Annotated in this window: 17 protein-coding genes and 1 tRNA gene; 11 read left to right on the forward strand and 7 right to left on the reverse strand. The window is 74.6% G+C overall.

What is annotated here, in order from left to right; all coding sequences use genetic code 11:
* The first annotated feature begins 101 nt into the window (after nt 1-101).
* The 4 genes from ACFYWQ_RS05810 to ACFYWQ_RS05825 all read left to right on the forward strand — a co-directional run bounded on the left by ACFYWQ_RS05810 (nt 102) and on the right by ACFYWQ_RS05825 (nt 6,499).
* A complete protein-coding gene (locus ACFYWQ_RS05810; RefSeq protein ID WP_389513199.1) occupies nt 102-1,157 on the forward strand; it encodes a UDP-N-acetylmuramate dehydrogenase in 1,056 nt (351 codons plus the stop codon).
* Between the two features lie 233 nt (nt 1,158-1,390).
* The gene (locus ACFYWQ_RS05815) at nt 1,391-5,077 is read left to right on the forward strand and encodes a CHAT domain-containing protein (RefSeq protein ID WP_389513202.1); all 3,687 of its coding nucleotides are present in this window, start codon (nt 1,391-1,393) and stop codon (nt 5,075-5,077) included.
* Nucleotides 5,064-5,846 carry a hypothetical protein gene (locus tag ACFYWQ_RS05820; RefSeq protein WP_389513204.1) on the forward strand — a complete coding sequence of 261 codons (783 nt, stop codon included), beginning with the start codon at nt 5,064-5,066 and terminating at the stop codon, nt 5,844-5,846. Before ACFYWQ_RS05815 ends, ACFYWQ_RS05820 begins: the two co-directional genes overlap by 14 nt.
* Nucleotides 5,843-6,499: an RES family NAD+ phosphorylase gene (locus tag ACFYWQ_RS05825; protein WP_389513205.1), complete on the forward strand. Its 657-nt coding sequence runs from the start codon at nt 5,843-5,845 to the stop codon at nt 6,497-6,499. Before ACFYWQ_RS05820 ends, ACFYWQ_RS05825 begins: the two co-directional genes overlap by 4 nt.
* Nucleotides 6,500-6,773: 274 nt before the next feature.
* Here the strand turns inward: ACFYWQ_RS05825 and ACFYWQ_RS05830 are convergent, their stop codons facing one another.
* The 4 genes from ACFYWQ_RS05830 to ACFYWQ_RS05845 form a co-directional block, all read right to left on the reverse strand.
* Nucleotides 6,774-7,424: an FHA domain-containing protein gene (locus ACFYWQ_RS05830; RefSeq protein WP_389513207.1), complete on the reverse strand. Its 651-nt coding sequence runs from the start codon at nt 7,422-7,424 to the stop codon at nt 6,774-6,776.
* 380 nt (nt 7,425-7,804) lie between these two features.
* Nucleotides 7,805-9,928, reverse strand: a complete 2,124-nt coding sequence (locus ACFYWQ_RS05835; RefSeq protein WP_389513209.1) for an AAA family ATPase — start codon at nt 9,926-9,928, stop codon at nt 7,805-7,807.
* Nucleotides 9,929-9,976: 48 nt separating this feature from the next.
* Nucleotides 9,977-11,671 carry a hypothetical protein gene (locus ACFYWQ_RS05840; protein WP_389513211.1) on the reverse strand — a complete coding sequence of 565 codons (1,695 nt, stop codon included), beginning with the start codon at nt 11,669-11,671 and terminating at the stop codon, nt 9,977-9,979.
* On the reverse strand, nt 11,668-14,097 hold the full coding sequence (locus tag ACFYWQ_RS05845) for a serine/threonine protein kinase (protein WP_389513214.1): 2,430 nt from the start codon (nt 14,095-14,097) through the stop codon (nt 11,668-11,670). The genes ACFYWQ_RS05840 and ACFYWQ_RS05845 overlap by 4 nt, the downstream gene beginning before the upstream one ends.
* A gap of 293 nt (nt 14,098-14,390) precedes the next feature.
* Between ACFYWQ_RS05845 and ACFYWQ_RS05850 the strand changes: the two genes are divergently transcribed.
* Entirely contained in the window at nt 14,391-15,494 is a 1,104-nt protein-coding gene (locus ACFYWQ_RS05850; protein WP_389513215.1) for a macro domain-containing protein, read from the forward strand.
* A 38-nt stretch (nt 15,495-15,532) separates the two neighbouring features.
* Here ACFYWQ_RS05850 and ACFYWQ_RS05855 read toward each other — a convergent pair whose 3' ends face one another.
* The gene (locus ACFYWQ_RS05855; RefSeq protein ID WP_389513217.1) at nt 15,533-16,306 is read right to left on the reverse strand and encodes a 4Fe-4S single cluster domain-containing protein; all 774 of its coding nucleotides are present in this window, start codon (nt 16,304-16,306) and stop codon (nt 15,533-15,535) included.
* Between the two features lie 506 nt (nt 16,307-16,812).
* Here ACFYWQ_RS05855 and ACFYWQ_RS05860 point away from each other — a divergent pair.
* The 3 genes from ACFYWQ_RS05860 to ACFYWQ_RS05870 are packed head-to-tail and all read left to right on the forward strand — an operon-like array spanning nt 16,813 to nt 19,671.
* Nucleotides 16,813-17,439 (forward strand): hypothetical protein, encoded by a 627-nt coding sequence (locus ACFYWQ_RS05860; RefSeq protein WP_389513218.1) that lies wholly within the window; start codon nt 16,813-16,815, stop codon nt 17,437-17,439.
* Complete coding sequence (locus tag ACFYWQ_RS05865) at nt 17,436-18,197, forward strand: hypothetical protein (RefSeq protein WP_389513220.1); 762 nt, start codon at nt 17,436-17,438, stop codon at nt 18,195-18,197. Before ACFYWQ_RS05860 ends, ACFYWQ_RS05865 begins: the two co-directional genes overlap by 4 nt.
* Entirely contained in the window at nt 18,172-19,671 is a 1,500-nt protein-coding gene (locus tag ACFYWQ_RS05870; protein WP_389513222.1) for a hypothetical protein, read from the forward strand. The genes ACFYWQ_RS05865 and ACFYWQ_RS05870 overlap by 26 nt, the downstream gene beginning before the upstream one ends.
* A gap of 28 nt (nt 19,672-19,699) precedes the next feature.
* Here ACFYWQ_RS05870 and ACFYWQ_RS05875 read toward each other — a convergent pair whose 3' ends face one another.
* A complete protein-coding gene (locus tag ACFYWQ_RS05875) occupies nt 19,700-20,731 on the reverse strand; it encodes an adenosine deaminase (RefSeq protein ID WP_389513224.1) in 1,032 nt (343 codons plus the stop codon).
* Nucleotides 20,732-20,853: 122 nt separating this feature from the next.
* Nucleotides 20,854-22,080 carry a pyridoxal phosphate-dependent aminotransferase gene (locus ACFYWQ_RS05880; RefSeq protein ID WP_389513226.1) on the reverse strand — a complete coding sequence of 409 codons (1,227 nt, stop codon included), beginning with the start codon at nt 22,078-22,080 and terminating at the stop codon, nt 20,854-20,856.
* Between the two features lie 295 nt (nt 22,081-22,375).
* Between ACFYWQ_RS05880 and ACFYWQ_RS05885 the strand changes: the two genes are divergently transcribed.
* The 3 genes from ACFYWQ_RS05885 (at nt 22,376) to nusG (ending at nt 23,776) form a co-directional block, all read left to right on the forward strand.
* A tRNA-Trp gene (locus tag ACFYWQ_RS05885) sits at nt 22,376-22,448 on the forward strand.
* A gap of 109 nt (nt 22,449-22,557) precedes the next feature.
* Complete coding sequence (secE, locus tag ACFYWQ_RS05890; RefSeq protein WP_389513228.1) at nt 22,558-22,845, forward strand: preprotein translocase subunit SecE; 288 nt, start codon at nt 22,558-22,560, stop codon at nt 22,843-22,845.
* A gap of 79 nt (nt 22,846-22,924) precedes the next feature.
* Entirely contained in the window at nt 22,925-23,776 is an 852-nt protein-coding gene (gene nusG / locus ACFYWQ_RS05895; protein ID WP_389513230.1) for a transcription termination/antitermination protein NusG, read from the forward strand.
* Nucleotides 23,777-23,942 lie beyond the last annotated feature (166 nt).

Genomic DNA, 23,942 nt, shown 5'->3' on the forward strand with positions numbered 1-23,942 from the left:
GCGGGGCGCCCCTTACGCGTGTCCGGAGCGCCTTTCCGCGCGGTGAGTGCGCGGAGAAGGCGCGGGCGGGGCTGTCGGTGCCGTCTCGTAGGCTTGGGCGCGTGCTGGAACTCCACGACGCCCCGCTCGCCCCGCTGACCACCTTCCGGCTGGGCGGCCCCGCCACCCGGCTGGTGACCGCGACGACCGACGCCGAGGTGGTCGCCGCCGTGCGCCGGGCGGACGCCGACGGCACTCCGCTGCTCGTCATCGGCGGCGGCTCCAACCTCGTCATCGGCGACAAGGGCTTCGCGGGCACCGCCCTGCACATCGCCACCAGCGGATACGAACTCACCGGTACGACGCTGGAACTGGCGGCCGGCGAGGTGTGGACCGACGCCGTCGCCCGCACCGTGGAGGCCGGCCTCGCCGGCATCGAGTGCCTGGCCGGCATCCCCGGCTCGGCCGGTGCCACCCCCCTCCAGAACGTGGGCGCGTACGGCCAGGAGGTCTCCTCCACGATCACCGAGGTCATCGCCTACGACCGCCACGCCGGCGAGACGGTCGCGCTGAGCAACGAGGAGTGCGCCTTCTCCTACCGGCACAGCCGCTTCAAGGCCGAACCCGACCGGTACGTCGTGCTGCGCGTCCGCTTCGCGCTGGAGGACGCCGGCGGACTGTCGGCGCCCCTCAAGTACGCCGAGACCGCCCGCGTGCTGGGCGTCGAGGCCGGCGACCGGGTGCCGCTGGCCGAGGCCCGGGAGACCGTGCTCAAGCTGCGCGCCGGTAAAGGCATGGTGCTCGACCCCGAGGACCACGACACCTGGTCGGCCGGGTCCTTCTTCACCAACCCGATCCTCACCGACGCCGACTTCGCCGTCTTCCACGCGCGCGTGCGGGAGCGGCTCGGGGACGGCGCGCAGCCGCCCGCCTACCCGGCGGGAGAAGGACACACCAAGACCTCCGCGGCCTGGCTCATCGACAAGGCCGGATTCACCAAGGGCTACGGCGACGGACCCGCCCGTATCTCCACCAAGCACACGCTCGCCCTCACCAACCGGGGCCGGGCCACCACCGAGGACTTGCTGACGCTGGCACGTGAGGTCGTGGCCGGAGTGCGGGAGGCGTTCGGGATCACGCTGGTCAACGAGCCGGTGATGGTGGGGGTCGGGCTGTAACGGCAGGGCCCCGTCGCTGGGAGGGGGGCGGCCGCGGGCCGAGGGCCTCCCCCGGTCCGTAGCCCTGGCCGGCGCGGGCGCCCCCTTCACGATGATGCCGGTGGCACCTCCCTCCCCACCTCCCCCGAACCCGGTTGATTGCCGGTCGTCACGGCTGAAATACGGCCGAACACCCTCCGCACCCGTCCCAGCCGCGCCACTATGTGGGCGAACGGCATCCGGGGGAGGGGCGCGTGACGGAGAGCGGCACACGGGAGACGGCGGCCGGGGGCGGGGACGGATGGCGATCCGGGGCCCTGCTCGGCCGGACCGAGAAACTCTGCCAGGCGTGGATCGCCGCCGGCGAGGGCGCCGAACCGCCCGCGGCGGGGGAGACGGAGCAGGTGCTGCTCCAGCTGGAGCGGGCGGAGGCGGAAGCGGCGGCGGAAGAGGTCGAAGCGGCCCGGCGGGATCACCGGGCCGCCCGCGGCGCGCTGCTCGCCGTCCGGTACCTCGCCGACCAGGGGGCCGGCGGCCGCGACGAGGCCGCCGCGCTGCTCCGCGAGGCCCGGGAAGCGGTCCCCGTCACGGAGCGGCAGGTCCGGCGGCGGGAGGCCCAGACCCATCTGCTGGTCAAGCTGCTGGTGCCGCGCTTCCCGGACCTGGCCATGCGCGGACGCGAGGACTTCCTGCACCTGGTGTCGGTCGGCGCCGCCTTCATGGCACCCGGCGGATCCGGGCTGCGCGACGACCTGGCCGAGGTCGGCACGCTGCTGGCCGAACTCACCGAGACGGCCGACCCCGCGCAGCAGCCCGCCCTGCACCAGTGGTCGCGGATGTTGCAGAAGATGCAGTCGGCCGATGACCCGGCCTCCCTGCTGGAACTGGGGGCCCTCGCCAACGCGACGGGGACGATGCCGCCGCAGGTGGCAACCTTCCTCAACGTCGCCATGGAACTCATCGACGGTCTGCCGGGCTCCGCGCCGTCGCCCGGCACCACCGCGGAGGCCGCGTCAGGCACGGGCACCACCCCGTCCGGCACGGGCACCACCGCGTCCGGCACGGGCACCACCGCGTCCGGCACGGGCACCACCGCGTCAGGCACGGGCACCACCGCGTCCGGCACGGACACCACCGCGTCCGGCACGGACGTCACCGAAGAGGCGCGGCGGACCATGGAGCAGCTGCTGCCGGTGCTGGAGGTGATGGGACCGGGCATCCTGAGCGAGGACGAGGCCGAGCAGGCGGTACGTGACCTCCCCCTCGACTCCTGGCAGGACCGCGCCACCGCCGGACTCGCCCGACTCGGCCTCTCCCTGCGCACGGCGGACGCGGAGGGCATCACCGAGGCGACGGAACTGCTCTTCCAGGCGTCACGCGACCAGGACGCGCCCGGCGAAGTGCTGGACATCCTGCGCGCCGGAGCACTGGCGGGCATCTCCATGAGCGGCGGGAACCTGGCGGACATCGAGGCCGCGCAACGGCTGCTCTCCGACAACTTCGACGTCGGGGACGTCGTCCGGCACATGCCCACCGGGCCGCACGGCCGGGAGCTGGTGAACTCCGGGCGCGCCCTGCTGCTGCACCAGCGCATCGGTCAGACGGCCGACGACGACCTCGACACCCTCGACGAGATCGGCGACATCCTGCTGGAGATGCGCCAGGAACTGACCGAGGACGACGCGTCCGCCAATACCGTCCTGTTCATCCTCGGGTTCCTCCAACTGCGCCGGGCCCTGGCCATCGGACGGGCCGGCGGCACGGTGGGACCGCCGCTGCGCCGGGCGGTGGCGTATCTGCGCGAGTCGCAGGAACACCCCGCGCTGCCCGTGGTCCTGCGCGGGGTGATGCCGGCGGTGCGGGTCATGACCCGGGCCCTGGAGCAGTTCGTCACCCCGTCCGCCGGCAGCCTGCTGGCCGAGGTCGACCGGATCCGGGAATCGCTGGGCAGCCCCGCCGTCGTCGCCGACCAGGACATCCGCACCCGGACGGGGATCGCCCTCGTCCTCGGCATCGAGTACGAGCGCCGGGGCGAGCCGGCCGCCCTCGACCAGGCGATCGAGGAACTGGAGGCGGCCCGCGCGGCCATCGGCGACCACACCTCCTGCGGCACCGCACAGGAGGTCTACCGGCTGCTCGCCGATTTCCTCCGGCGCCGCGGCGCGGACGGTGACACCGCACGCGCCCTCGAAGCGATCGAACGGCTGCTGGAGAAGGTCGCCGAGGACGTCCTCCTCCAGATCGGCGCCGAACACGGTCTCTCGGCGGCCCGCGCGGCCGCCGACCGCGGGGTCGCGGCCGCCGTCTGGGCCGCGGAGAGCGGTGACGCGGCCACGGCCCTGCGGGTCGTGGAAGCCGGCCGGGCCCTCGTGCTCCGGGCGGTCGCCGCGTCCGCGAGCGTGCCGGAGCAGTTGGAGGAGTGCGGCCGGGACGACCTCGCCGCGCAGTGGAGGAAGGCCGTCCGCGAGGGAGCCGAGGGAGCCGAGGGAGCCGAGGGAGCCGAGGGAGCGACGGGCGCCGCGGCGGCCGCGGACGCGCCGGGAGCCGTCGGCGGGGGGACGGAGGCCGGAGCGCTCGTCCCGAGCACCCTGCGGCGGCGCGCGCTGGAGGCGCTGCGGGACCGGGCCGCGCCCGTCGCGGTGCCGGCCTGGCAGGAGCTCGCGGACACCGCCGGGCGAGTCGGGGTGGACGCCGTGGTGCATCTGGTGGCCGGGGGCGGTGACGGGCCCGGATGGGCGTTGGTGGTGCGGCCCGGGTCGGCGCCGCTCACCGTGGAACTGCCCGGGCTGGCCGGGGCGGAGCGCGCGCCGCTGGAGGCGTACCTGGACGCGGCGCGTGACCGGTCCGCCTACGCCGCGTTCACCTCCGCGGCCACGGACCGGACCCCGAGCCGAGCGGTGGAGGTGTGGAAGGGCGCACTGGAGGAGGTGTGCGCCTGGGCCGGACCCGCCGTGCTGGAGCCGGTCCTCGGGGTCGCCCGGCCCGGCCGGCCCGCCACCCCCGACGACCCGGTGCGGCTGGTGCTCCTGCCCGCCGGGAACCTCGGGTCCGTGCCCTGGCACGCGGCCCGGCTCGGCGGCACCGTGGGGGACCGGCCGGCGTACGCCGTCGACCACGCCGTCATCAGCTACGCGGCCTCGGGCGCCGAGTTCGTACGGTCGGCGGCCCGCGAGCGGCTCCCGGTGGCCGACGCCCCCGTGCTCGTCGCGGATCCGCGGGGCACCCTCGCGTACGCCCTGTTCGAGATCCAGGGGCTGCGCGACCGCTATCCGGCGGCCCGCTGCTACGGCGACCTCATGGACCTCGACGCGCCCGTGGACGGCACGCCCGGGGAACTGCTCCCGCTGCTGCCCGGGGGCACCGGTGAACGGCCCGCGACCCTGGTGCAGTTCAGTGCCCACGGGATCGCCGGGGGCCGGCCCACCGTGTCGGGGCTGCTGCTGCACCCCCGGCCCGCGTACGGCTCCGGCGTGCGCGAGGGCGGCGAGGACGACACCGGTGTGCTCACCGTGCGGCAACTGCTGGGGGCGCCCACCGGCCCGCCCGGCGCGGCCGGGCCGCTGATCGTGCTCAGCGCCTGCGAGACCGACCTCAGCACCCGCGACCACGACGAGACGCTCACCCTCACGACGGCGTTCGTCGCCCGGGGCGCCGCCGACGTCATCGGCTCCAAGTGGGCCGTGGCGGACCGCGGCGCGGCCGTCCTGATGAACGTTCTGCACCACTTCCTGGCCGAGGGCACGGACCCCGCCCGAGCACTGCGGCGGACCCAGCTGTGGGCCCTCGACGCCCGGCGCCCCGCCGTCCCCGGCCTGTCCAGGCCGCTGGCCGCGCGGGTCGCCGGGAAGCCCGCGCTGCCACTGGAGGTCTGGGCGCCCTTCATCCACCAAGGCAGTACCGCACCCGTCCGGCACGAAGGGAACACCGTTGGACACCCATGAGCTGCTGGCCCTGCTCGCGCGCAACCGTGCCGAGATCAGACGGTGGCTGGACGACGAGCAGTTCGAAGCCTTCCTGGCCAGGCTGGAGGGACTCCGGGCGGCCGGCGCGGACCCCGCCCGGGCCGCCCGGGCCGTGACCGCCGTCCTCCAGTCCCTGTGGCCCGTGCCCGACGACGCGGGCGAACTGGGCACGATGCTGAGCCGGCAGGAGCGGTCGGCCGTCGCGCTGTCCGCGGCGCCCGCCCCGGACGCCGTCCTCGCCGCCCTGGAAGCCCTCTACGCGGCGCCGGCCGCCGACGCTCCCGACAGCGGCGGCCCCCCGGACGACCTCGATACCGGTCTCGGTGCCGGTCTCGGTGCCGGTGCCGGTGCCGGTGCCGGTGCCGGTGCGGATGCCGATCCCGTCGCCGCCGTCCTCGCCGCCGCCCGGCGGCGGCTGCTCGCCGCGCCCTCGCGTGCGGCCGCACCCGACGGGACCGCCGTCGCCGGGACGAGTCCGGCCGACGTGATCGTGCTGGCCGACCCGGAGGACCCGCGGGCCGGGCGGCGCAGCCCCGACTTCCAGTTCGACCCGGAGACCGGGCGCCCGCTCGACATCGTCGTCCGCATCAACCGCATCCTCCTCGCCGACCGGGACCCCTGGGGGGCCGCCGACTGGTGGCTGGGCGGCAACTCCTGGCTGGGCGGTGCCCCCGCCGAGTTGCTCGGCCGGGTGCCCGACGACCGACTGGCGGCCGCCGCCCTGGCACTGGTGGAGGGCGACCGATGACCAAGCAGCCTCCTCCGGCGGACGGTGTGCGGCCCCGGTTCACCGTGTTCCCGGCCGGCACTCGGCTGTGGCGCTGCTGCCGCTCCGAGTATCCGGCGACCGACTTCAACAAGACCGAGCAGCACGTCCTGTTCGGCGGCAGCCGATTCGACGGCACCACCGAGGACCCTTACCCCTATCTCTACGCCGCCCGCCGGCCCACCACCGCGCTCGCCGAGGTGCTGCTGCGGTCCATGGACTTCGACCACGACACCGGCCACCGCCTCGTGAAGTGGGCGCAGGCCGGCCAGTACACGCTCGCGGAGGTCGTCACGGGGACCGACCTCACCCTCGTCTCCCTGCGCACCGAGGAGGACCTGGCCGCCGTGTGCCAGACGACCTGGCTGCTGGATTCCGACGACTACCCCCAGACCCGCTACTGGGCACAGGAGGTCCGCCGGCAGGCGGAGGACGCGCAGGGACTGCTGTGGCTGTCCCGGCGGCACCGGCCGCGCGAGGCGCTGGTCCTCTTCGGGGACCGGTGCGGTCCGGAGCCGTTGCAGGCCGAGGTCCTGGCCTGCCACGACCTCGCGACCGACGAGGGGGTGCGGGTGGCGAACCGGCTGCTCGCCCCGCTGCGGGCGGTGATCGTGCCGGAGCGGGGGCTGCCGTAGCCGAGGGAACGGTGCGGTCCGGGGCCTGTGAGGTCGGGGGCCTGTGAGGTCGGGGCCCGGCGTGCGGTCCCGGCCCCCATGGGCCCCCCACGGCCCCGGCCCCCCACGGTCTCGGCTCGGGGCGGTCTCGCCCCCCACGGTCTCGGCTCGGGGCGGTCTCGGCCTCGCGCGGTCTCGGCTAGGGGCGGTCCCGGCCCCTCACAGTCTCGGCCTGGGGGGTCTCGGCCCGGGGCAGTCCCGGACCCGCGCGGTCCCGGCCCGGGGCCGGCCGGGGCTATCCGGCCGGGTCCGGGAGCAGCACTGTGAACGCCACCTTCTCGCCGAGGCCGATCACGTCACCGTCCTCCAGCCGGACCCGGCCGCCGCGCGGGATCCGCTCGTGGTTGACGTACGTGCCGTTCGCCGTGCCGCGGGGGTTCTCCGTCAGCCAGAGCGTGCCGTCCGGGGCGAGCTGGACGACGGCGTGACAGCGGGAGACCTCCCGCTCGCACTGGAGGGCACCGAAGACCTCGGGCCGGGCCCAGACGGGGTGCCGGCCCAGCCGGAGCGGGGCGCCCTCGCCGTGCCGCAGGTCGAGCCGCGGCCGGCTGCCGATCAGCCGGAGATGCCGGGTGGGCTCCAGGCACTCCGGGCAGGACGACGTCCCCGGGGGCAGCGGATGCCCGCACTGCCAGCAGGGCCGGACCCGCCGGGCGGCATCGACCGGCGGCGCCGCCGGGGCGTACGGCGATGTCGGAGCGTACGGCGGTGCCGCCGGGCCGTACGCCCGGCCCGTCGCCGCCCCGCCGCCCCGTGGTGCCTCCGGTGCCTCCGGTGTCTCCGTTCTGGGCGCGGGGATGTCCGTCGACACCGGTGGGGGCGGAACGTACGCCTCCTGGTCGTCGTCGATGAGGGGGTCGTCGTCGTCCGTGAGCGCCCGGTCCACGTGGTGGTGCGCCCGCGCCGCCGCTGCCGCGCCCCCCGTACCTCCCGGGTCCGTCGCAGCCGTGCTCCCGGTGCCTCCCGGGTCCGTCGCAGCAGAGCTCCCGGTGCCTCCCGGGTCCGCCGCAGTCGCGCCCCCCGTACCTCCCGGGCCCGTCGCAGCCGCGGCACCCGCGCCTCCCGGGCCCCCCGCCGGCGGCTCCGGGTCCGGTGCCGTGCCGTCCTGCGGTGTCTGCGGTGTCGGCGTCCGGGGCTGGGGGACGTCCGTCCATGCCGGTGGCGGTGTGGCGTACTCCTCCTGGTCGTCGTCGCGGAGGAGGGCGTCGTCGTCCGCGAGTCCCCGGTCCACGTACCGGGGACCGGGGCCCCCGGGCTCCTCCGTCGTCACAGGCTCTTGTCCAACATCCCTGAGATCCCGGAGATCCCCGACGCGTCCGGCATCCCCGACGCGTCCGGCATCCCCGCCGGGCCGGCCCCCGTCGTCGCCGTCGGCGTGTCCACCTCCAGGTCCAGGTCCACCCCGCCGTCCTCCGACACCACGACCCGCGAGACGGTGACCACGCTGCCCGGCGTCAGGTCCGTGCCCTGGTCGAAGACCCCCCGCGCCAGCGGATTGATCAGGTGGGTCTCCAGCTTCATGCCGATACCCCGGCCGCCGTTGTGGCGGTCCCGCACGCACTCGTCGGCGAGGGTCCGTTCGGCCTCCGGCAGCACCCGCAGCCGCAGCCCGCTCTGCCGCTCCATGTGCCGGGCGATGTTGCGCAGTTGCAGCTGGAGGATACGGCGGGCGGTGGGCTCGTCGATGTACTGGAAGACGACGATGTTGCCCCCGAACCGGTTCAGCAACTCAGGCCGTTTCAGGGTGCGTTCGAAGTGGTGGCGGACGTTGCTCAGGATCCGCCGCTCGAACTCGGCGCACTCCTCGGGCGACTCCGGGAGCCGGTCGCCGGCGGCGGAGACCAGCGGCCGGCCGTCCTCGCCCGACGGGCCGTGCACGCCCAGGTTGGACGTGAAGATCAGCACGCACTCGCTGAAGTACGTCGTCACGCCCTGGCCGTCCGTCAGCCGCCCGTCCTCCAGCACCTGGAGGAACTTGTCGAGGACGCCCTTGTCGGCCTTGTCGATCTCGTCGAAGAGCACCACCCGGAACGGGTCCTCGCGCACCGCGCGGGTCAGCTCGCCGCCCGCCTCGTACCCGACGTATCCCGGCGGGGCGCCGACCAGGCGGTCCGCCGAGTGGGGCGCCGAGAACTCGCTCATGTCGAAGCGCAGGCACGCCTCCTCCGAGCCGAACAGGGTGTGGGCCACCGCCTTGGCCAGCTCGGTCTTGCCGGTGCCGGTCGGCCCGGCGAAGAACAGCACACCGCGCGGCCGGTGTCCGGAGCCCGAGGCCTGGGCGCCGGACAGGCCGAGCGCGGCGCGTTTGAGCACGTCCAGCGTCTGGGTGACCGCCTTCTCCTGCCCCAGCACCCGCTCCCGGATGTCGTTCTCGCCGTGCCGGATGCTCTCCGCCACCGCGCCGCCCGTCCACGGGGTGCGGCTCACGCCCAGCTTGTAGGTGCGCACGGCCCGTTCCATCTCGGCGAACGGGATCTTGCGGTCGCGGGCGAGCCGCATGCTCTCCCGCATCGCGCGCAGCGTCAGCCCGCTCGCCGACCGGGCGAACCGCTCGACGTCGTCCTCGGACGCCTTCTCCAGATCGGCCCCCGGCATCAGCGGACCCACGTCCAGCGTGTTCGAGGTCGCGGACCGGCCCGCCTGGGCGGCGAGCAGGGCGGCCATCCGGCGCCGCTGGCCGAGGTCCGGCATCGGCACGCCGATGCTGCGCACCCGCACGCCGCTCGTCACCAGCCAGGCGGGCAGGTCCCGTTCGCCGTCGGCGAGCCAGACGACCGGGTTGAACAGGCAGCGGCCGGACTTGTCGCGGGTGATCGGCACCGCCTCCTCGGCGATCTTCAGGCAGCGCAGGAAGAACGTCCGCTCGGCGTCGCTGAGCTGGTTGACCTGGGTCGGGATGCGGGAGGCGTAGTCGACGAGCAGGGCCGCCGGGAGCGGCTTCTGGTAGTCGTCGTAGCGCGGATCGCCCGGGCGGGGGCCGGGCCGCTCGCCGGCCCAGCCGCGCGCGAAGGAGGCGAAGACCGCCTCCACCCGGCCGTCGTCGTCGGTGGGCTCCTTGCGGCCGCCCACCCCGCGGCTGGACTGCTGGAGCAGCGTGTTCATGTCGAGGCCGTCGACGCAGCGCGCGACGGTGAAGCCCGCGACGGCGTCGTAGCGCAGCAGGCTCGCGTAGCCGGCCCGGCGCAGCTGTTCCCACAGCAGGTCCTCCAGGCCGACGGCGTGGTAGCGGCGGCTTCCGTCGAGGAGGTCCGCGCCGACCACGTAGTCGTCGCGGACGTTGCCGTGCAGCACGTACTGGGCGTGGACGCTGAGGGTGCCGGCCAGTTCGGCCGCGAAGGGCGGGGGCACGGTCCGCCGCACGCTCGGCGAATCCAGGGGTGAGCTGGTCACAAGGGGCCTCCGAGGGGACGTCGGTGGGTGGGGCGCCGGTCGGGGCCGTCAGCTGTCGCCGCCGTCGTGGCGGCGGTGGCGGGGGCGGACGGAGGGACGGCGGGAGGGCCGCGCGGCGCCGTGGCCGGTGCGGTCGGCGTCGGCCCGGTGCGCCTGACCGGGGGCGGCGGTGACCGCCAGGCCGGGCGCCGGGTCGCCGGTCAGGACGGGACCCGGAGCCCAGGCGAAGCCGGCGCGGACGCCTTCCGCCTGGGTGAGTTCGCCCAGCTGCTTCACGTACGCCTCGCTCTCGGCGCACCGCTCGGCGTCCAGGGCGGCCCAGTCGTCGGCCTCGCCGGGCGGCACCGGGCGGCGCATGGTGAGGACCCGGGCCTGGCCGTTGCCGGCCAGGCGGAAGCGCAGCCAGTAGTGGCCGCCCCAGGCGGCCGGCGCGAAGTCCCAGTGCTCGGCGTCGGCGCGGGCGTGCACCGAGCCGTCCGCCCACCGCTCGGTCGCCCGCCGCAGCGCGGCGGCCACGTACGCCCGGTGCAGGGCGGCGGAGCGGGCCGACAGGGCCTGTTGCACGGTCAGTTCGTCCGCCGCGGAGGCCGGTTCGCCCTCGCGCAGCACCCGCTCCAGTACGGCGACGGCGGCGGAGGCGTCCGGCAGCGGGTCGATGCCGTCGGGCGCGGGGGAGCGGAGCACGTCGAGCCGGAGTGCCGCGTCCCGGCGGTTCGTCTCGGCGCGTTCGGCACGCTCGGACTCGTGGCCGGCGAGCAGCGCCGCCTCGTCGAGGTACCGGCGCACCGCCGAGGGCCGCCGGGTCACGGCGCGCCGTGCCTCCAGCAGACAGTCGTCGATCACGTCCCGGCTCTCGGAGGAGAGGGACAGCGGCAACCGGGCCAGCAGCCGGGCGCCCTCGCGCAGGACGTCGTCCTCGGTGAGCGCGGCGGAGGGCGGAGCCGGCTCGGCGGACCGCTGCTCCTCGGACTGCTTCTCGGGCGGCGGTCCCCCGTCGACGTACCGCCGTAGCGCGTCGAGCCGGCGGCGGCGCAGCCCGTCGTACCAGGCGGCGCTCGCCGGGTCGTCGCGGTACTGGAAGGGCAGGCGTCCCGTGGCCTGGGCCGCGCGGTGGGCCTCGGCCCGGCGCAGCGCCTGCTCGGTGGCCGCCAGCCGCTGCCACAGGCGGTCCAGGGGCACGCCGACGGGCTGCACCGGCGCGGGCACCGGAGGACCGTCCGGCCCGGACGGCTGGAGGTTCAGGACGGCGATGCGGGCGTTGACGCAGGCCGCGGTCTCCGCCGCGCGCCGCCAGCACTCGCTGCCCGTCTCCAGCAGCTGCTGTCTGCGGGAGAGGGCGCGCTGCTCGGCGGCGACCTTGTTGTTGAACTCCGCGAGCGCCACCGAGCCGCGCAGCGCCAGCCGGGTCGCGAGCAGCGCGCCGCTGAGGTCGGCGAGTCCGACGAGCGCCGGCACGATCATGTCCTGGAGCTGGTCGGTGACGGCGTCCGCCGCGTGGCCCAGGGCGTCGGAGGCCTGGTCCAGGACGTGCCCGGTCGCGTCGTACGCGTGGTCGCCGGCCGCGTCCGCGGCACTGTTCAGGTCGTACAGTCCGGTGGGGTCGTACAGTCCGGTGGGGTCGTACAGTCCGGTGGGGTCGGACAGTCCGGTGGGGTCGTACAGGGTCGCCGCCTGGTCGAGACCGGACGCCGAGACGTCCGGGACCACGGCGAAGAGATCTGTGCCCGCCCAGGCGCCGCTCACGCCGTTCCTCCTCTGTCTTCGTCTCTGTCGTCGTCTCTGTCTTCGTCGGGTTCCGTGGGTCCCGGGGCCGCCAGGGGACGCGCGCGGACCTCCGCGAGGTGCCGCCGCCAGGCCCGCACCCGCCACCCGGCCGACACCAGCAGCCCGAGGACGGTGGCCAGGGGCCAGATCCACGCCGCGACACGGAACGTGCCCCACGCGGCGCCGAACACGGCCGCCAGCACCAGGAGCACGGGCACCGCCCGGACCATCCGGCGCCACCCCCGGCCCCGGACCCGGCGCGTCAACGGTTCGGACCGGCGGCTGATCTGTCCCATGAGCGAGAAGTCGGGGTGGTAGCGGTAGCCGATGTACCAGGCGGTCCAGCACTCGACGGCGAGCAGCGCGGCCAGGCACGGGACGCTCAGCAGCCAGGCGGTGACCACCGTGGCCTGCGGGGCGTCGTAGAGGTCGGCCAGGGCGACCACGAAGGTGTGCGGGAAGAACAGCAGGAGGGCCCCGCCGGCGGCCCGGCCCAGCACGACGGGGAGCTCCAGCCGGCGCATCACCATCAGCCAGTGCTGCGCGTGGCGGTCGGTCGCCTGCATCAGCCGTGCCTCCTGGTCGGCGCGCCACCGCTGCCGGGCCTGCTCCAGCGCCAGGTGGTGCAGGCGCAGCGCGAGCAGCAGGGTCACCGGGTCGGTGCTCCCGGTCAGCCGGGTGAACCAGGGCACCGGGGCGGGCAGCGCGGCCCGCGCCCGCCGTACCTGCCGGCGCAGGTGCTGGAGGAACGGGGCCGGGCGGGCGGCCAGTTGCAGCAGTTCCGCGGTCAGCCGGGGCCGTACGGCGACGGCGGCGCGTACCCGGTCGCGGTCGTCGGCCAGCTCGGGGATGTGGTCGATCCGCCCGGCGGCCTCCCGCCACTGCTGGTCGTGGTCCTGCCAGCGCCGGTCGACGTACGCCAGTTCCTCGCCGCCCCGGCGGCGCCCGAGCAGCGGCAGCAGGCGGTGCTCGTGCAGGTCGGCCACGACGGAGAGGCACTGGCCGTCGCCGGCCGCCGCGTTGGCGGCGACATCGGGCAGGTCGGCCATGTCGAGCGGGAGACCGCGGTAGGAGGGCTCCTGCCGGGGCGCCAGCCAGGTGATGAGGTCGATCAGCGTGCCCGGGGCGGGGCGGCGCTGCAACCCCTCCAGCAACCGGTCCAGGGCCTCGGCGCGCGGAGCGTCCCCGTCGGGCCGGAACGTCTCCAGCCAGGCGCGCAGCCGGGCCCGTTCCCGGCCCCGGTTCAGCCGGGCGGCCATGGCGTCCCAGTGCGCGTCGAACTCCGCCCCCAGCGGCTCGGTCGCGGTGAACGTCCGGCCTTCGTGCGAGAAGGCGGGCGCGTCCGGGGCGGGCTGCGGACCGGGTGCCGTACGGGGGCCGGGAACGGGGGGGACGACCAGCGGGTCCGGGCGGTCCTCGGCGAGCCAGTCCCCGACCTGCCGTCCGCCCCAGCGGTTCTCCAGGCGCCGGGTGAGCAGGCCCTCGCACAGCAGGCGGATGCGCGCGTCCCCGATCCGCTCCAGCGCGAAGTCGCCGTCCATGACCGCCTGGCCCACGGTGCTCGGCTCCAGGTGCGGGATGGGGTGCCGGCCCAGCGCGGCCTCGGCCACGACCATGCCGAGCGCCCACCAGTCGTCCTCGGGCCGTACCGCGGCGCGGTGCAGGACGGCCTGCGGCGACGCGTAGCGCAGGGTGCCCGACCAGCCGCCGGGCGCGGTGACCGGGAACGGTCCGGTCACGGCGATCCCGAAGTCGACCAGTACCAGGCTCCCGGCGGGGTGGTCGTAGTCGCCGAGCACCAGGTTGGACGGCTTGACGTCGCGGTGCACCACCTCCGCCGCGTGCAGCGCGGTCAGCGCCTCGTGCAGCCGCGCCACCATCGTCCGTATCCCGTCCGCGGGCATCCGGTGGCCGTCCCGGCCGCGCAGGTAGGCGGCGAGGTCGGTGCTGCCGTGCGAGGGCAGCACGTGGTACGGCGCCCCGTCGGCCGTGCCCTCCTCCACCACGTACGACAGCCCCGGGTGCAGGCCGGGCCGGAGCAGCGAGGTCACCTTCGGGTCGGGGGCGGCGGCGGGGTGGAACCACTTCAGGACCCGTACGGGCTGCCCGGGGGAGCGGCGGTCCTGGACGCGGAACACCGACGCGCGCAGTTCGGCGGAGCGGGCCGCCTCCGCCTTGCGGTCCTCGGTCCGCTCCCCGTGCCGGGGCAGCGGTTCCAGCAGGTGGAAGCGGTCCGCGAGCGAGGGCGGCAGCCGGTCGGGGTCGGGGCGCGGATCGGGCTGGAAGGCGGCGCGGGCCGAGGGCTCGGGGTCGACGAGGGTCGGCGCGGCGAGCCCGTCGTCCGGATCCGCGGCCTGGAATCCGTGCGGGTCGACGCCGGTGGTCGGGTCGACGGGAAAGGTCATGGCATTCACCTGCGGGTGAAAGGGACGAGGTGGTCCACGAGCGGACGAGGGGCAATGCGGGGACGGAGTCGGGGACGTCCCATTCGGCGTCGGTCCGGCGGGAATTCCGGGCCCCGGTGGATTGCGGGTGGGACGACGGGAGAGGACGACCGCGCCGGAAGGACGGCGGGCCTTTCTCCCGGCGCACCGGGGAACGGGGAATTCCGAATCCTTCGGCGGCCGAAGGATTCGATCCGGGCAGTACTGCGAGAAGGCCCGGCGGCCGTGCCGCCGGCACGGATATCTTGGCCTTCATGACGGTCGAGAAGCCTGACGGTCTGCCCGAGCGCGCCGACCTCGTACAGGAGTTGCGGCTGCTGCGCCGCGGAGGGCTCCCGGCGCTCCAGTCGCTGGTGCCCGAGGGGCTGCGGGCCGCCACCCTGTACGCGGGGTACGCCCACGGCGAGGACGACCTGGCCGACGGCGCGGAGCGGCTGCTCCGCGCGGCCGCGCGGCGCCTGGGCGCGGACGATCTGATCGGCCGGGCCGCGCAGTGCACGTACGGTCTGCTGCCCGGCCGCCGAGGTGATCCGGCCGCCGAGCGGCGCCGGGCCGCCGCCCTGGTGTACGGGGTGACGCCCGAGCGGTTCCGGCACAGTCAGGAGCTCCAGGTCGTGGAGCAGCTGGCCGGGGCGGTGCTGGCGGAGGCACGCGAGCCGTCCGGCCCCACGGCCCGGCCGGACGGCGCCGGGGCCCAGGCCGCCGACGCTCCCGCCCTCGTCCCCCGGCTCGGGCTGCCCGGACGGGCCGGGAGCCGGCGCGTCACCGTGCACATAGCGCCCATCGAACTGCTGCGGAACATCGACATACTGGTCTCGTCGGAGAACGTGCACCTGGAGATGTCGAAGTCCTTCCGGCCCACCGTCTCCGGGGCGCTGCGCCGCTCCGCGGCCGTGGGCTGCGCGGCGGACGGTCCGGTGACCGACGTCCTCGCGGAGGAACTCGCCGCCTGGGCACGGGCCCGGCCCGGGGTGCTGCCCCTGCGGGCGGGGACCGTGGTGTCGACCGGCCCCGGCGCGCTGGCGGCGCGCGGGGTGCGCCGCGTCTACCACGCGGCCCTGGCCGTCCCCGAGGGGCTGGGCTACCGCGTCGATCCGCAGAGCATCGCCACCGCGGTCGCCGCCTGCTTCGCCCGCGCCCGCCAGGAACGCGCCGACGGCCACGCCGGTCTGCGCTCCCTGTGCTTCCCGCTGCTCGGCGCGGGCCGTGGCGGCCTCGACCGCAGGACGAGCGCGGCCTGGCTGCGCTGGGCCGTCGAGGACGCCCTCACCGCGGACCCCGACTGGCAGGTCCACGTGGTCACCCGCCACCCGGAGGCGGCGCGGCTGTTCGAGGCGGAGCCGCCGGAGGAGGGCTGAGGACGGGAGCGCACGGGCCTCCCGGTTCACCGGCTCCCTCATGGACGCCAGCTCGGGTCGGTCAGCCGCAGGCCCGTCGCCCTCAGGGAGCGTTCCAGACGGCGGAGTTCACCGCGCGCCGGAACGCCGTACACGCGCGCGTGCGTGCCGTCGGCGCGGACCGTCACCCGCGGCCCCCTCGGACAGGTGCGGGTGAGGTGCGGGGCGTACCGGCGCGCGCCCAGGGGGGTGCGGGGGACGAGCCGCTGGTTGGCCGAGCCCCGCCAGACCAGGTCCGTCGGCTCGGCGACCCGGAAGCGGCCGGTGACCACCGCGTCGGCGCCGTCCAGCGCCGCCCACACCCGCGGCGGCACCTCGTCCGGTTCGTGTCCGGTGTACACCAGCAGGTCGGCGTCCGGCCAGCCGCGGGCCAGCCGCAGCCGGCCCGCCCCCAGGAGCAGGGCGGCCAGGGCGTCCGGCTGGTGCAGCGGCTCCCCGCCGCTGACCGTGAGCCCCTCGGCTCCGTCCGCGAGCGCCACATCCCACAGCTCCAGCAGGTCGGCCACGGTGGCCGCGCGTCCGCCGTCGGCGGCCCAGGTGTGCCGTGACATGCAGCCCGGACAGGCGAGCGCGCAGCCCTGGAACCAGAGGACCAGCCGGCGGCCGGGCCCGAGGGTCTCCACGGGGAAGTACGCGTCGGCGACCTGCACGCGCCGCGCGCCACCGCCACCGCCACCGGCCACGGTCCCGGTCACGCCACCGGCGACGGTCCCGGTCCCGGTCCCGGTCACGCTTCCGGTGCCGGTCTTGGTCTCGGCCCCGGTCCCAGGCACGGCCCCGGTCACGTTCCCGGTCTCGGCCCCGGTCCCGGGCACGGCCCCGGTCACGTTCCCGGTCTCGGCCCCGGTCCCGGGCACGGCCCCGGTCACGTTCCCGCTGTCACATCCGGCGTCCCGCGTCCCATGAGTCCCCCCGGCCCCGTACTCCCCGGCGTTGCCCCCCATGTATCCCCCGATTATTCGAAGATCTATTCGCTTTCGCCGTGCGCGCCGGCCCCCTACCGGCGCGCACGGCCCACCCGGCGTGCGTGAAGAAGGGAAGCGTATTGGCTTCACTCCGGTTCCGGCCGGGGGTTTCCCGAAGTTTTTCAGGGGCGCCCGCCCCCTTCCGGTCGTTCGCCGGTCGATCTTCGGCTGTTTTCCGGACGGGCGCGGTATCCGGGAGAAATCCCTCCTGCCGGAAGCGTTTATCCCCTAGGCTGCGCCGCAAATCCCCGATTACGCCGAGGCCTCAAGCTTTGGCCATTAATTTCGGGGAGGGGGACCCGAGGGGAGGGCATATGAGTGGGGTGAGGTCCGTCCCGACGGACTACGGCCGCAGCCGCGTCACCGCGCGCACCCGATGGCGGGCCGGCCGCCGCGGCCGGCGCGACGCGGCGGCCCGGATCGGCATCGAGCACTACACCCAGCAGGTGCGGCTGGGGCTCGTGCTGGCGCTCGAAGAGCTGAGCGCACGCTTCCACACCGAGCACGCGGCCCTCGTCGACCGCATCTGCGCGGAGGCCGGGCGGATCGTGACGGAGTACGACCAACAGCACGAACCCGTGCCCGCGGCCCTGGCCCGCTTCGGCGGCTGGGTGTCCCGCTGGCGCACGGAGGTGACGGCCTGCCAGCAGCGCGGCCGGGCCCTCGCCGCCTGCGCCGACCAGGAACTGGCCCACTACGAGGCCGCCTACGCCCGCAAGGAGGACCGCCTGCGCGTGCCCTTCGAGGAACGCGCGGAGGCGACACCGCCCGGCGCGCGGCCGAGCGACCTGGTACTGGACGCGACCTGGACGGGGGAACCCGACTGGCGGCTCGACACACCGCCGGTCCCCAGGGCACTGCAGCTTCTGGAACGGCAACGGAGACAGGACCACGGACCGGCGGGCAGCATCGCCGGCCGGGCGGAGTGGGGGACGAGATGACCAGGGCGACACGCGCCCGACGGGTACGCACGGCCGGGGCCGTGGGCGCGGCGGCACTGCTGCTGGCGGCCTGTGGCCCGGACGGGCCGTTCGACGAGGAGGAGCGGCTCTCCGCCGACTGTGCCGTCGTGCTCGACGGCTCCGGCTCCGGCAGCGACAAGGAGGGCTTCCGGGCACAGGAGAAGCTCGACGACACCCTGCTCCCCTTCCTGGCCGCCAAGAAGTGCAAGTACCTGTCCTTCGCGCCGATCACCTCGGCGTCCGTCGCCTCCTCGTGCCAGGTGAAGCGGGTGGACATCGACCCGGACGAGTACACCCGGTCCGACCGCGGCACCAAGCTGTGGAAGACGACCCGGGCCATCGCCAAGAAGGGCGCCGACGACATGCTGAAGTGCGCCCGCGAACGCCAGCCCGGCTCCGACGTCCTCGGCGGGCTGGAGCGGGCCGCCGACGTCCCCCGCACGAAGGCCGACAGCACCTTCCACGTCCTGGTGATCAGCGACTTCGAACAGGCCGACCCCGACTTCAAGCTGTCCCGCTACGAACTCGCCACCGACGCCGAGCGCGACACCGCGGTCAACGCCCTGGTGAGCGGACGCGGCCTGCCGGACCTGCCGCACACCACCGTCTACCGGGTCGGCTTCGCGATGCGCGGTGGCAAGACCACCCCCGAGCGCGTCGAGCAGATGGAGCAGTTCTGGCAGCAGGTGCTGGAGGAGGAGGTGAAGGTCGATGTCGACGACGGATACGGGGCCTGAGGAGCCCCGCCGGGCACCGTACGCCCGGTGGCTGCGGCGTGGCGGCGAGGGCCGGGCGCCGGGCATGGGCCGCGGGAGCGCGGCCCCGACGCGCGGCGACGTGCCGCCGACCGACACCCGTGAGGGCAAGCGCCTGCTCAAGTCCGCCGAGGACGCCGGCCGCGACGCCGCGGGCAGAGGCACCCTCAACCCGTACGTCCTCGCCTCCCCCCACCGGCTGCCCTACCTCGGCCGGCTGATCGGCCTGCGCGGTCACGCCCGGGAACGGGTCAGAGCCCTGCACCACGGCCACGAGGAGGAGCAGCTGCGCGCCTCGGCCGACCTCTACGCGCGGACGGCGCGGTGCGAGGCCGAGGCGGGCCGGGCGCGGGCACGGCACCAGGAGGAGGCGACCCGGCAGGAGGCGGCGGTCGGCCGGCTGGACCAGGTGGCGACCCGGCTCGCCGCCCGCGAGGACCGCCGTGACCGGACGCTGCCCTGGCTGGCGGCCCGGATAGGCACCCGCCGTCCGGCCCGCACCGGCCCGGACGGCGGATACGACGACCCGTACGCCCCGGAGGGCCACGGCACCGTCCAGACCGACTGGGACGACGACTCCGTACAGGTCACCGCGTCGGCCCCGCTCGCGGCGGGGCCGCGCCCGGCCTGGGAGGGACTGACCGAGACGGCGGCCATGGCCGCCTGGCCCCGGCGGGCCCTGACCGTCCTGCTGGCCCTCGTGGAACTCCCCGTGTACCTGGGCCTGTTCCTGTCGCTGGAGCAGGGCACGCAGGACGGCAGATGGCGCGCCCTGCTGCTGTCGATCGCGATCGGCGCGGCCATGATCGTGGCCCCCTACCAGGCGGGCCGCCGCTGGCGCCGCCGGGCGGGCACCGGCTCGCTGTGGATCGTGATCCCCGCCGCGGCCCTGATCCTTGCCGTCTGGGCCTCGGCGGCCTGGTACCTGGGCGACATGCGGGCGCGGAGCATCGTCCTGGACTCGTCGTCGACGTTCCTGACGGACCTGGCGCAGCAGTACGGTGCCGAGCCGACCGAGGCGACCGAGCCGACGAGCCTCCTCGACGACCTGGGCCTGGACCAGCAGACCGTCAGCTACACCTTCATCGCGCTGCTCCTGCTGTCCGGCGGCATCGCCTTCCTGCTCGCCATGACCGAGGAGCACCCCTTCGTCGCCGCCTACCGGCACCACGGCGGACGGCTGGAGAAGGCGGCGACCGCGCTGGCCCGCGCGGAGGCGGCCGTGGCGGCGGCCCGCCGGCAGCAGGAGACGCTGGCGCAGCGGCACCGGGAGCGCGAACAGGCGCTGCTCCACGAACTCGCCGCCGTGGACGCGGTGTACGAGGCCGCCGCCCACGCCTACCTGGACGGGGTCCAGTCGGCCTCCCGTGACCCCGCCGTCACGGAGGGCGCGATGCGGCTGTCGGCCCGCTACCCGCTGCTGCCGGAAGTGGGCCCGCCGCCGGGCACGGGCTGAACCGCCGTCCCCCGGCCCCCGGGGGCTCTCAGGAGGCCAGCCAGGCGTCCACCCCCTCCAGGAGCTTGCGCCGGACCTCCTCCGGCGCCGCCGAACCCCGCACCGACTGGCGGGCCAGCTCCGCCAGCTCCGCGTCCGTGAAGGCGTGGTGCCGGCGGGCCAGCTCGTACTGGGCCGCCAGCCGGGAGCCGAACAGGAGCGGGTCGTCGGCGCCCAGGGCCATCGGGACGCCCGCCTCGAACAGCGTGCGCAGCGGTACGTCCCCGGGCTTGTCGTAGACGCCCAGGGCGACGTTCGAGGCGGGGCACACCTCGCAGGTCACGCCCCGGTCGGCCAGGCGCTTCAGCAGCCGCGGGTCCTCCGCCGCGCGCACCCCGTGCCCGATCCGCGAGGCGTGCAGATCGTCCAGGCAGTCGCGGACCGAGGCGGGGCCGGTGAGCTCGCCCCCGTGCGGGGCGGAGAGCAGGCCGCCCTCGCGGGCGATGGCGAAGGCCCGGTCGAAGTCCCTGGCCATGCCCCGGCGTTCGTCGTTGGAGAGCCCGAAGCCGACCACGCCCCGGTCCGCGTACCGCACCGCCAGCCGGGCCAGCGTCCGCGCGTCCAGCGGGTGCTTCATCCGGTTGGCGGCGACCAGCACCCGCATGCCCAGCCCGGTCTCCCGCGACGCCGTCTCCACCGCGTCCAGGATGATCTCCAGCGCCGGGATCAGCCCGCCCAGCCGGGGGGCGTACGAGGTGGGGTCGACCTGGATCTCCAGCCAGCCCGAGCCGTCCCGCACGTCCTCCTCGGCGGCCTCCCGCACCAGGCGCTGTATGTCCTCGGGCTGCCGCAGGCACGAACGGGCCGCGTCGTACAGGCGCTGGAAGCGGAACCAGCCCCGCTCGTCCGTCGCCCGCAGTATCGGCGGCTCCCCGCCGTGCAGCGCGTCGGTCAGCGCCTCGGGCAGGCGCACCCCGTACTTGTCGGCCAGCTCCAGCAGGGTGGCGGGCCGCATCGATCCGGTGAAGTGCAGGTGCAGATGGGCCTTCGGCAGCTCAGAGACATCACGTACACGCTCCATCCCAGGATCCTGCCGTACGGCGCCCGGGTCCCGGAAGCGGATTCCCCCTACGGGGGCTTGCCCGCACGAAGAAACGGGCCGCCTCCCGGAGGGAGACGGCCCGTACGCGGCGAGGGGGGACGTCAGTCCCTGGCCTCGGCCAGCAGCTTCTGGATCCGGCTCACGCCCTCGACGAGGTCCTCGTCGCCCAGCGCGTACGACAGACGCAGGTAGCCCGGCGTGCCGAAGGCCTCGCCCGGGACGACCGCGACCTCGGCCTCCTCCAGGATCAGCGCCGCCAGCTCGACGGTGTCCTGCGGGCGCTTGCCGCGGATCTCCTTGCCGAGCAGGCCCTTCACCGACGGGTACGCGTAGAACGCGCCCTCGGGCTCGGGGCACAGGACGCCGTCGATCTCGTTGAGCATCCGCACGATCGTCCTGCGGCGCCGGTCGAAGGCCTCGCGCATCTGCGCCACCGCCTCCAGACCACCGGAGACGGCCGCGAGAGCGGCCACCTGCGCGACGTTGGAGACGTTCGACGTGGCGTGCGACTGGAGGTTCGTCGCCGCCTTCACCACGTCCTTCGGGCCGATGATCCAGCCGACCCGCCAGCCCGTCATCGCGTACGTCTTCGCCACGCCGTTGACCACGATGCACTTGTCGCGCAGCTCGGGCAGGAGCGCCGGGAGCGAGGTGAACTCGGCGTCACCGTAGACGAGGTGCTCGTAGATCTCGTCCGTCAGCACCCACAGGCCGTGCTCCACGGCCCAGCGGCCGATCGCGGCGGCCTCCTCGGCGCCGTAGACCGCGCCGGTCGGGTTGGAGGGGGAGACGAAGAGCACGACCTTCGTCTTCTCGGTGCGCGCGGCCTCCAGCTGCTCCACGGAGACCCGGTAACCGGTCGTCTCGTCGGCCACCACCTCGACCGGCACGCCGCCCGCGAGGCGGATCGACTCGGGGTACGTCGTCCAGTAGGGCGCGGGCACGATGACCTCGTCGCCCGGGTCGAGGATCGCGGCGAAGGCCTCGTAGATGGCCTGCTTGCCGCCGTTGGTGACGAGGATCTGCGCCGGGTCGACCTCGTAGCCCGAGTCGCGCAGCGTCTTCGCGGCGATCGCGGCCTTCAGCTCGGGCAGGCCGCCGGCCGGCGTGTAGCGGTGGTACTTCGGGTTCTTGCAGGCCTCGATCGCGGCCTGGACGATGTAGTCCGGGGTCGGGAAGTCGGGCTCACCGGCGCCGAAGCCGATCACCGGACGCCCGGCGGCCTTCAGGGCCTTGGCCTTGGCGTCCACGGCGAGGGTGGCGGACTCGGAGATCGCGCCGACTCGGGCGGAGACCCGGCGCTCGGTGGGAGGGGTTGCAGCGCTCATGGACCCCATGTTTTCAGACACGAAACCGGCCCGGCACACGGGTTTCACGGACTGAACATCCGCGGGCAGACCACTGGACACCCGTGCGGATCCGGGCGCCGTCCGGGCGGTGGCCTGCGTGATCTTCCGGCGGATTCCCGACGATCTCCCACCCGGGGCACCCCACAGGGCACTTTCCGTTCGACGGAGCGCGCGGGACCACGTACACTCCTACGTCGTTGGCCCTCTACAGCCGTGCCACGAGCGGTGCACACCGAGCACCCGGGCGGATGCGGTACGTTGGGGGACACCACAAAGGGTCGTAGCTCAATTGGTAGAGCACTGGTCTCCAAAACCAGCGGTTGGGGGTTCAAGTCCCTCCGGCCCTGCTACACACACCTTCGCCAGGGATGTGTGCGCATGTACGTACAGCAATGCACCGCCGTGCGGCTCAAACCGGGCGCGGCACGGCCACGACCCGGAATCAGGTGAGGACGAATGGCGGATGCCGTGGGCTCCATCGATACGCCTGATGCCCAGGACGAGGTGCCTGAGGCCCAGAAGAAGGCCCGCAAGGGCGGCAAGCGCGCCAAGAAGGGCCCGCTGAAGCGGCTCGCCCTCTTCTACCGCCAGATCGTCGCGGAACTCCGCAAGGTGGTCTGGCCCTCGCGGAGCCAGCTGACGACGTACACGACCGTGGTGATCGTCTTCGTGGTCATCATGATCGGCCTGGTGACCGTGATTGACTATGGACTCAGCCACGCCGCCAAGTACGTCTTCGGCTGAGCCGAGAGCGAAGGGCGCCGGGTGATCGGCGCCCCTTTCGCGTGTTCCACCCCTATGTATCCAGGAAGAAGCAGCCACCGTGTCTGACCAGAACCTGAACGACGCCATCGAGCCCGACGAGGTCGACGACGAGCTCGACATCGTCGAGGGCGCGGACGAGGACCTGGACGAGTTCGAGGCTGCCGACGCCGAGGCGGGCGAGCCCGCCGAGGAAGCCGCGCTCCACGTCGAGGAAGAGGACGAGGACGAGGAGGAGGCCGACGAGGCCGCCGCCGAGGACGAGACCGAGGCCGAGGAAGAGCCGGCCGAGCCGGTCGACCCCGTCGCCGCCCTGCGCGAGGAGCTGCGCACCCTGCCCGGCGAGTGGTACGTCATCCACACCTACGCCGGCTACGAGAACCGGGTGAAGACCAACCTGGAGCAGCGCGCCGTCTCGCTGAACGTCGAGGACTACATCTTCCAGGCCGAGGTGCCGCAGGAGGAGGTCGTCCAGATCAAGAACGGCGACCGCAAGACGATCAAGCAGAACAAGCTCCCGGGATACGTCCTCGTCCGCATGGACCTGACGAACGAGTCCTGGGGCGTCGTCCGCAACACCCCCGGCGTCACCGGCTTCGTGGGCAACGCCTACGACCCGTACCCGCTGACCCTGGACGAGATCGTCAAGATGCTCGCCCCGGAGGCCGAGGAGAAGGCCGCCCGCGAGGCCGCCGAGGCCGAGGGCAAGCCGGCTCCGCAGCGCAAGGTCGAGGTCCAGGTCCTGGACTTCGAGGTCGGCGACTCGGTCACCGTCACCGACGGTCCGTTCGCCACGCTCCAGGCCACGATCAACGAGATCAACGCCGACTCGAAGAAGGTCAAGGGCCTCGTCGAGATCTTCGGCCGCGAGACCCCGGTCGAGCTTTCGTTCGACCAGATTCAGAAGAACTGAGTCGGTCGTTCGTCGCCCGCGGGCCGGTGGGGCTGTTCGCGCAGTTCCCCGCGCCCCTGAGCAGGTCAGGTCAGGTCGGTCCCGAGCGGGCCTCCTGACCTGGTCGTTTTTTGGCCGCGCATCCATACCCGTTATCGTTGTGCGGTATGCCTGTGTCCGGGGGTGT

This window comes from Streptomyces sp. NPDC003247 (assembly GCF_042888135.1).
Lineage (GTDB): Bacteria > Actinomycetota > Actinomycetes > Streptomycetales > Streptomycetaceae > Streptomyces.

What these genes read in the sequence shown, in the direction of transcription:
- ACFYWQ_RS05825 (WP_389513205.1), top strand. Translation starts at nt 5,843, where the DNA reads ATGACCAAGCAGCCTCCTCCGGCGGACGGTGTGCGGCCCCGGTTCACC.
- ACFYWQ_RS05845 (WP_389513214.1), bottom strand. Translation starts at nt 14,097, where the DNA reads ATGACCTTTCCCGTCGACCCGACCACCGGCGTCGACCCGCACGGATTC.
- ACFYWQ_RS05850 (WP_389513215.1), top strand. Translation starts at nt 14,391, where the DNA reads ATGACGGTCGAGAAGCCTGACGGTCTGCCCGAGCGCGCCGACCTCGTA.
- ACFYWQ_RS05860 (WP_389513218.1), top strand. Translation starts at nt 16,813, where the DNA reads ATGAGTGGGGTGAGGTCCGTCCCGACGGACTACGGCCGCAGCCGCGTC.
- ACFYWQ_RS05865 (WP_389513220.1), top strand. Translation starts at nt 17,436, where the DNA reads ATGACCAGGGCGACACGCGCCCGACGGGTACGCACGGCCGGGGCCGTG.
- ACFYWQ_RS05870 (WP_389513222.1), top strand. Translation starts at nt 18,172, where the DNA reads ATGTCGACGACGGATACGGGGCCTGAGGAGCCCCGCCGGGCACCGTAC.
- ACFYWQ_RS05875 (WP_389513224.1), bottom strand. Translation starts at nt 20,731, where the DNA reads ATGGAGCGTGTACGTGATGTCTCTGAGCTGCCGAAGGCCCATCTGCAC.
- ACFYWQ_RS05880 (WP_389513226.1), bottom strand. Translation starts at nt 22,080, where the DNA reads ATGAGCGCTGCAACCCCTCCCACCGAGCGCCGGGTCTCCGCCCGAGTC.
- secE (WP_389513228.1), top strand. Translation starts at nt 22,558, where the DNA reads ATGGCGGATGCCGTGGGCTCCATCGATACGCCTGATGCCCAGGACGAG.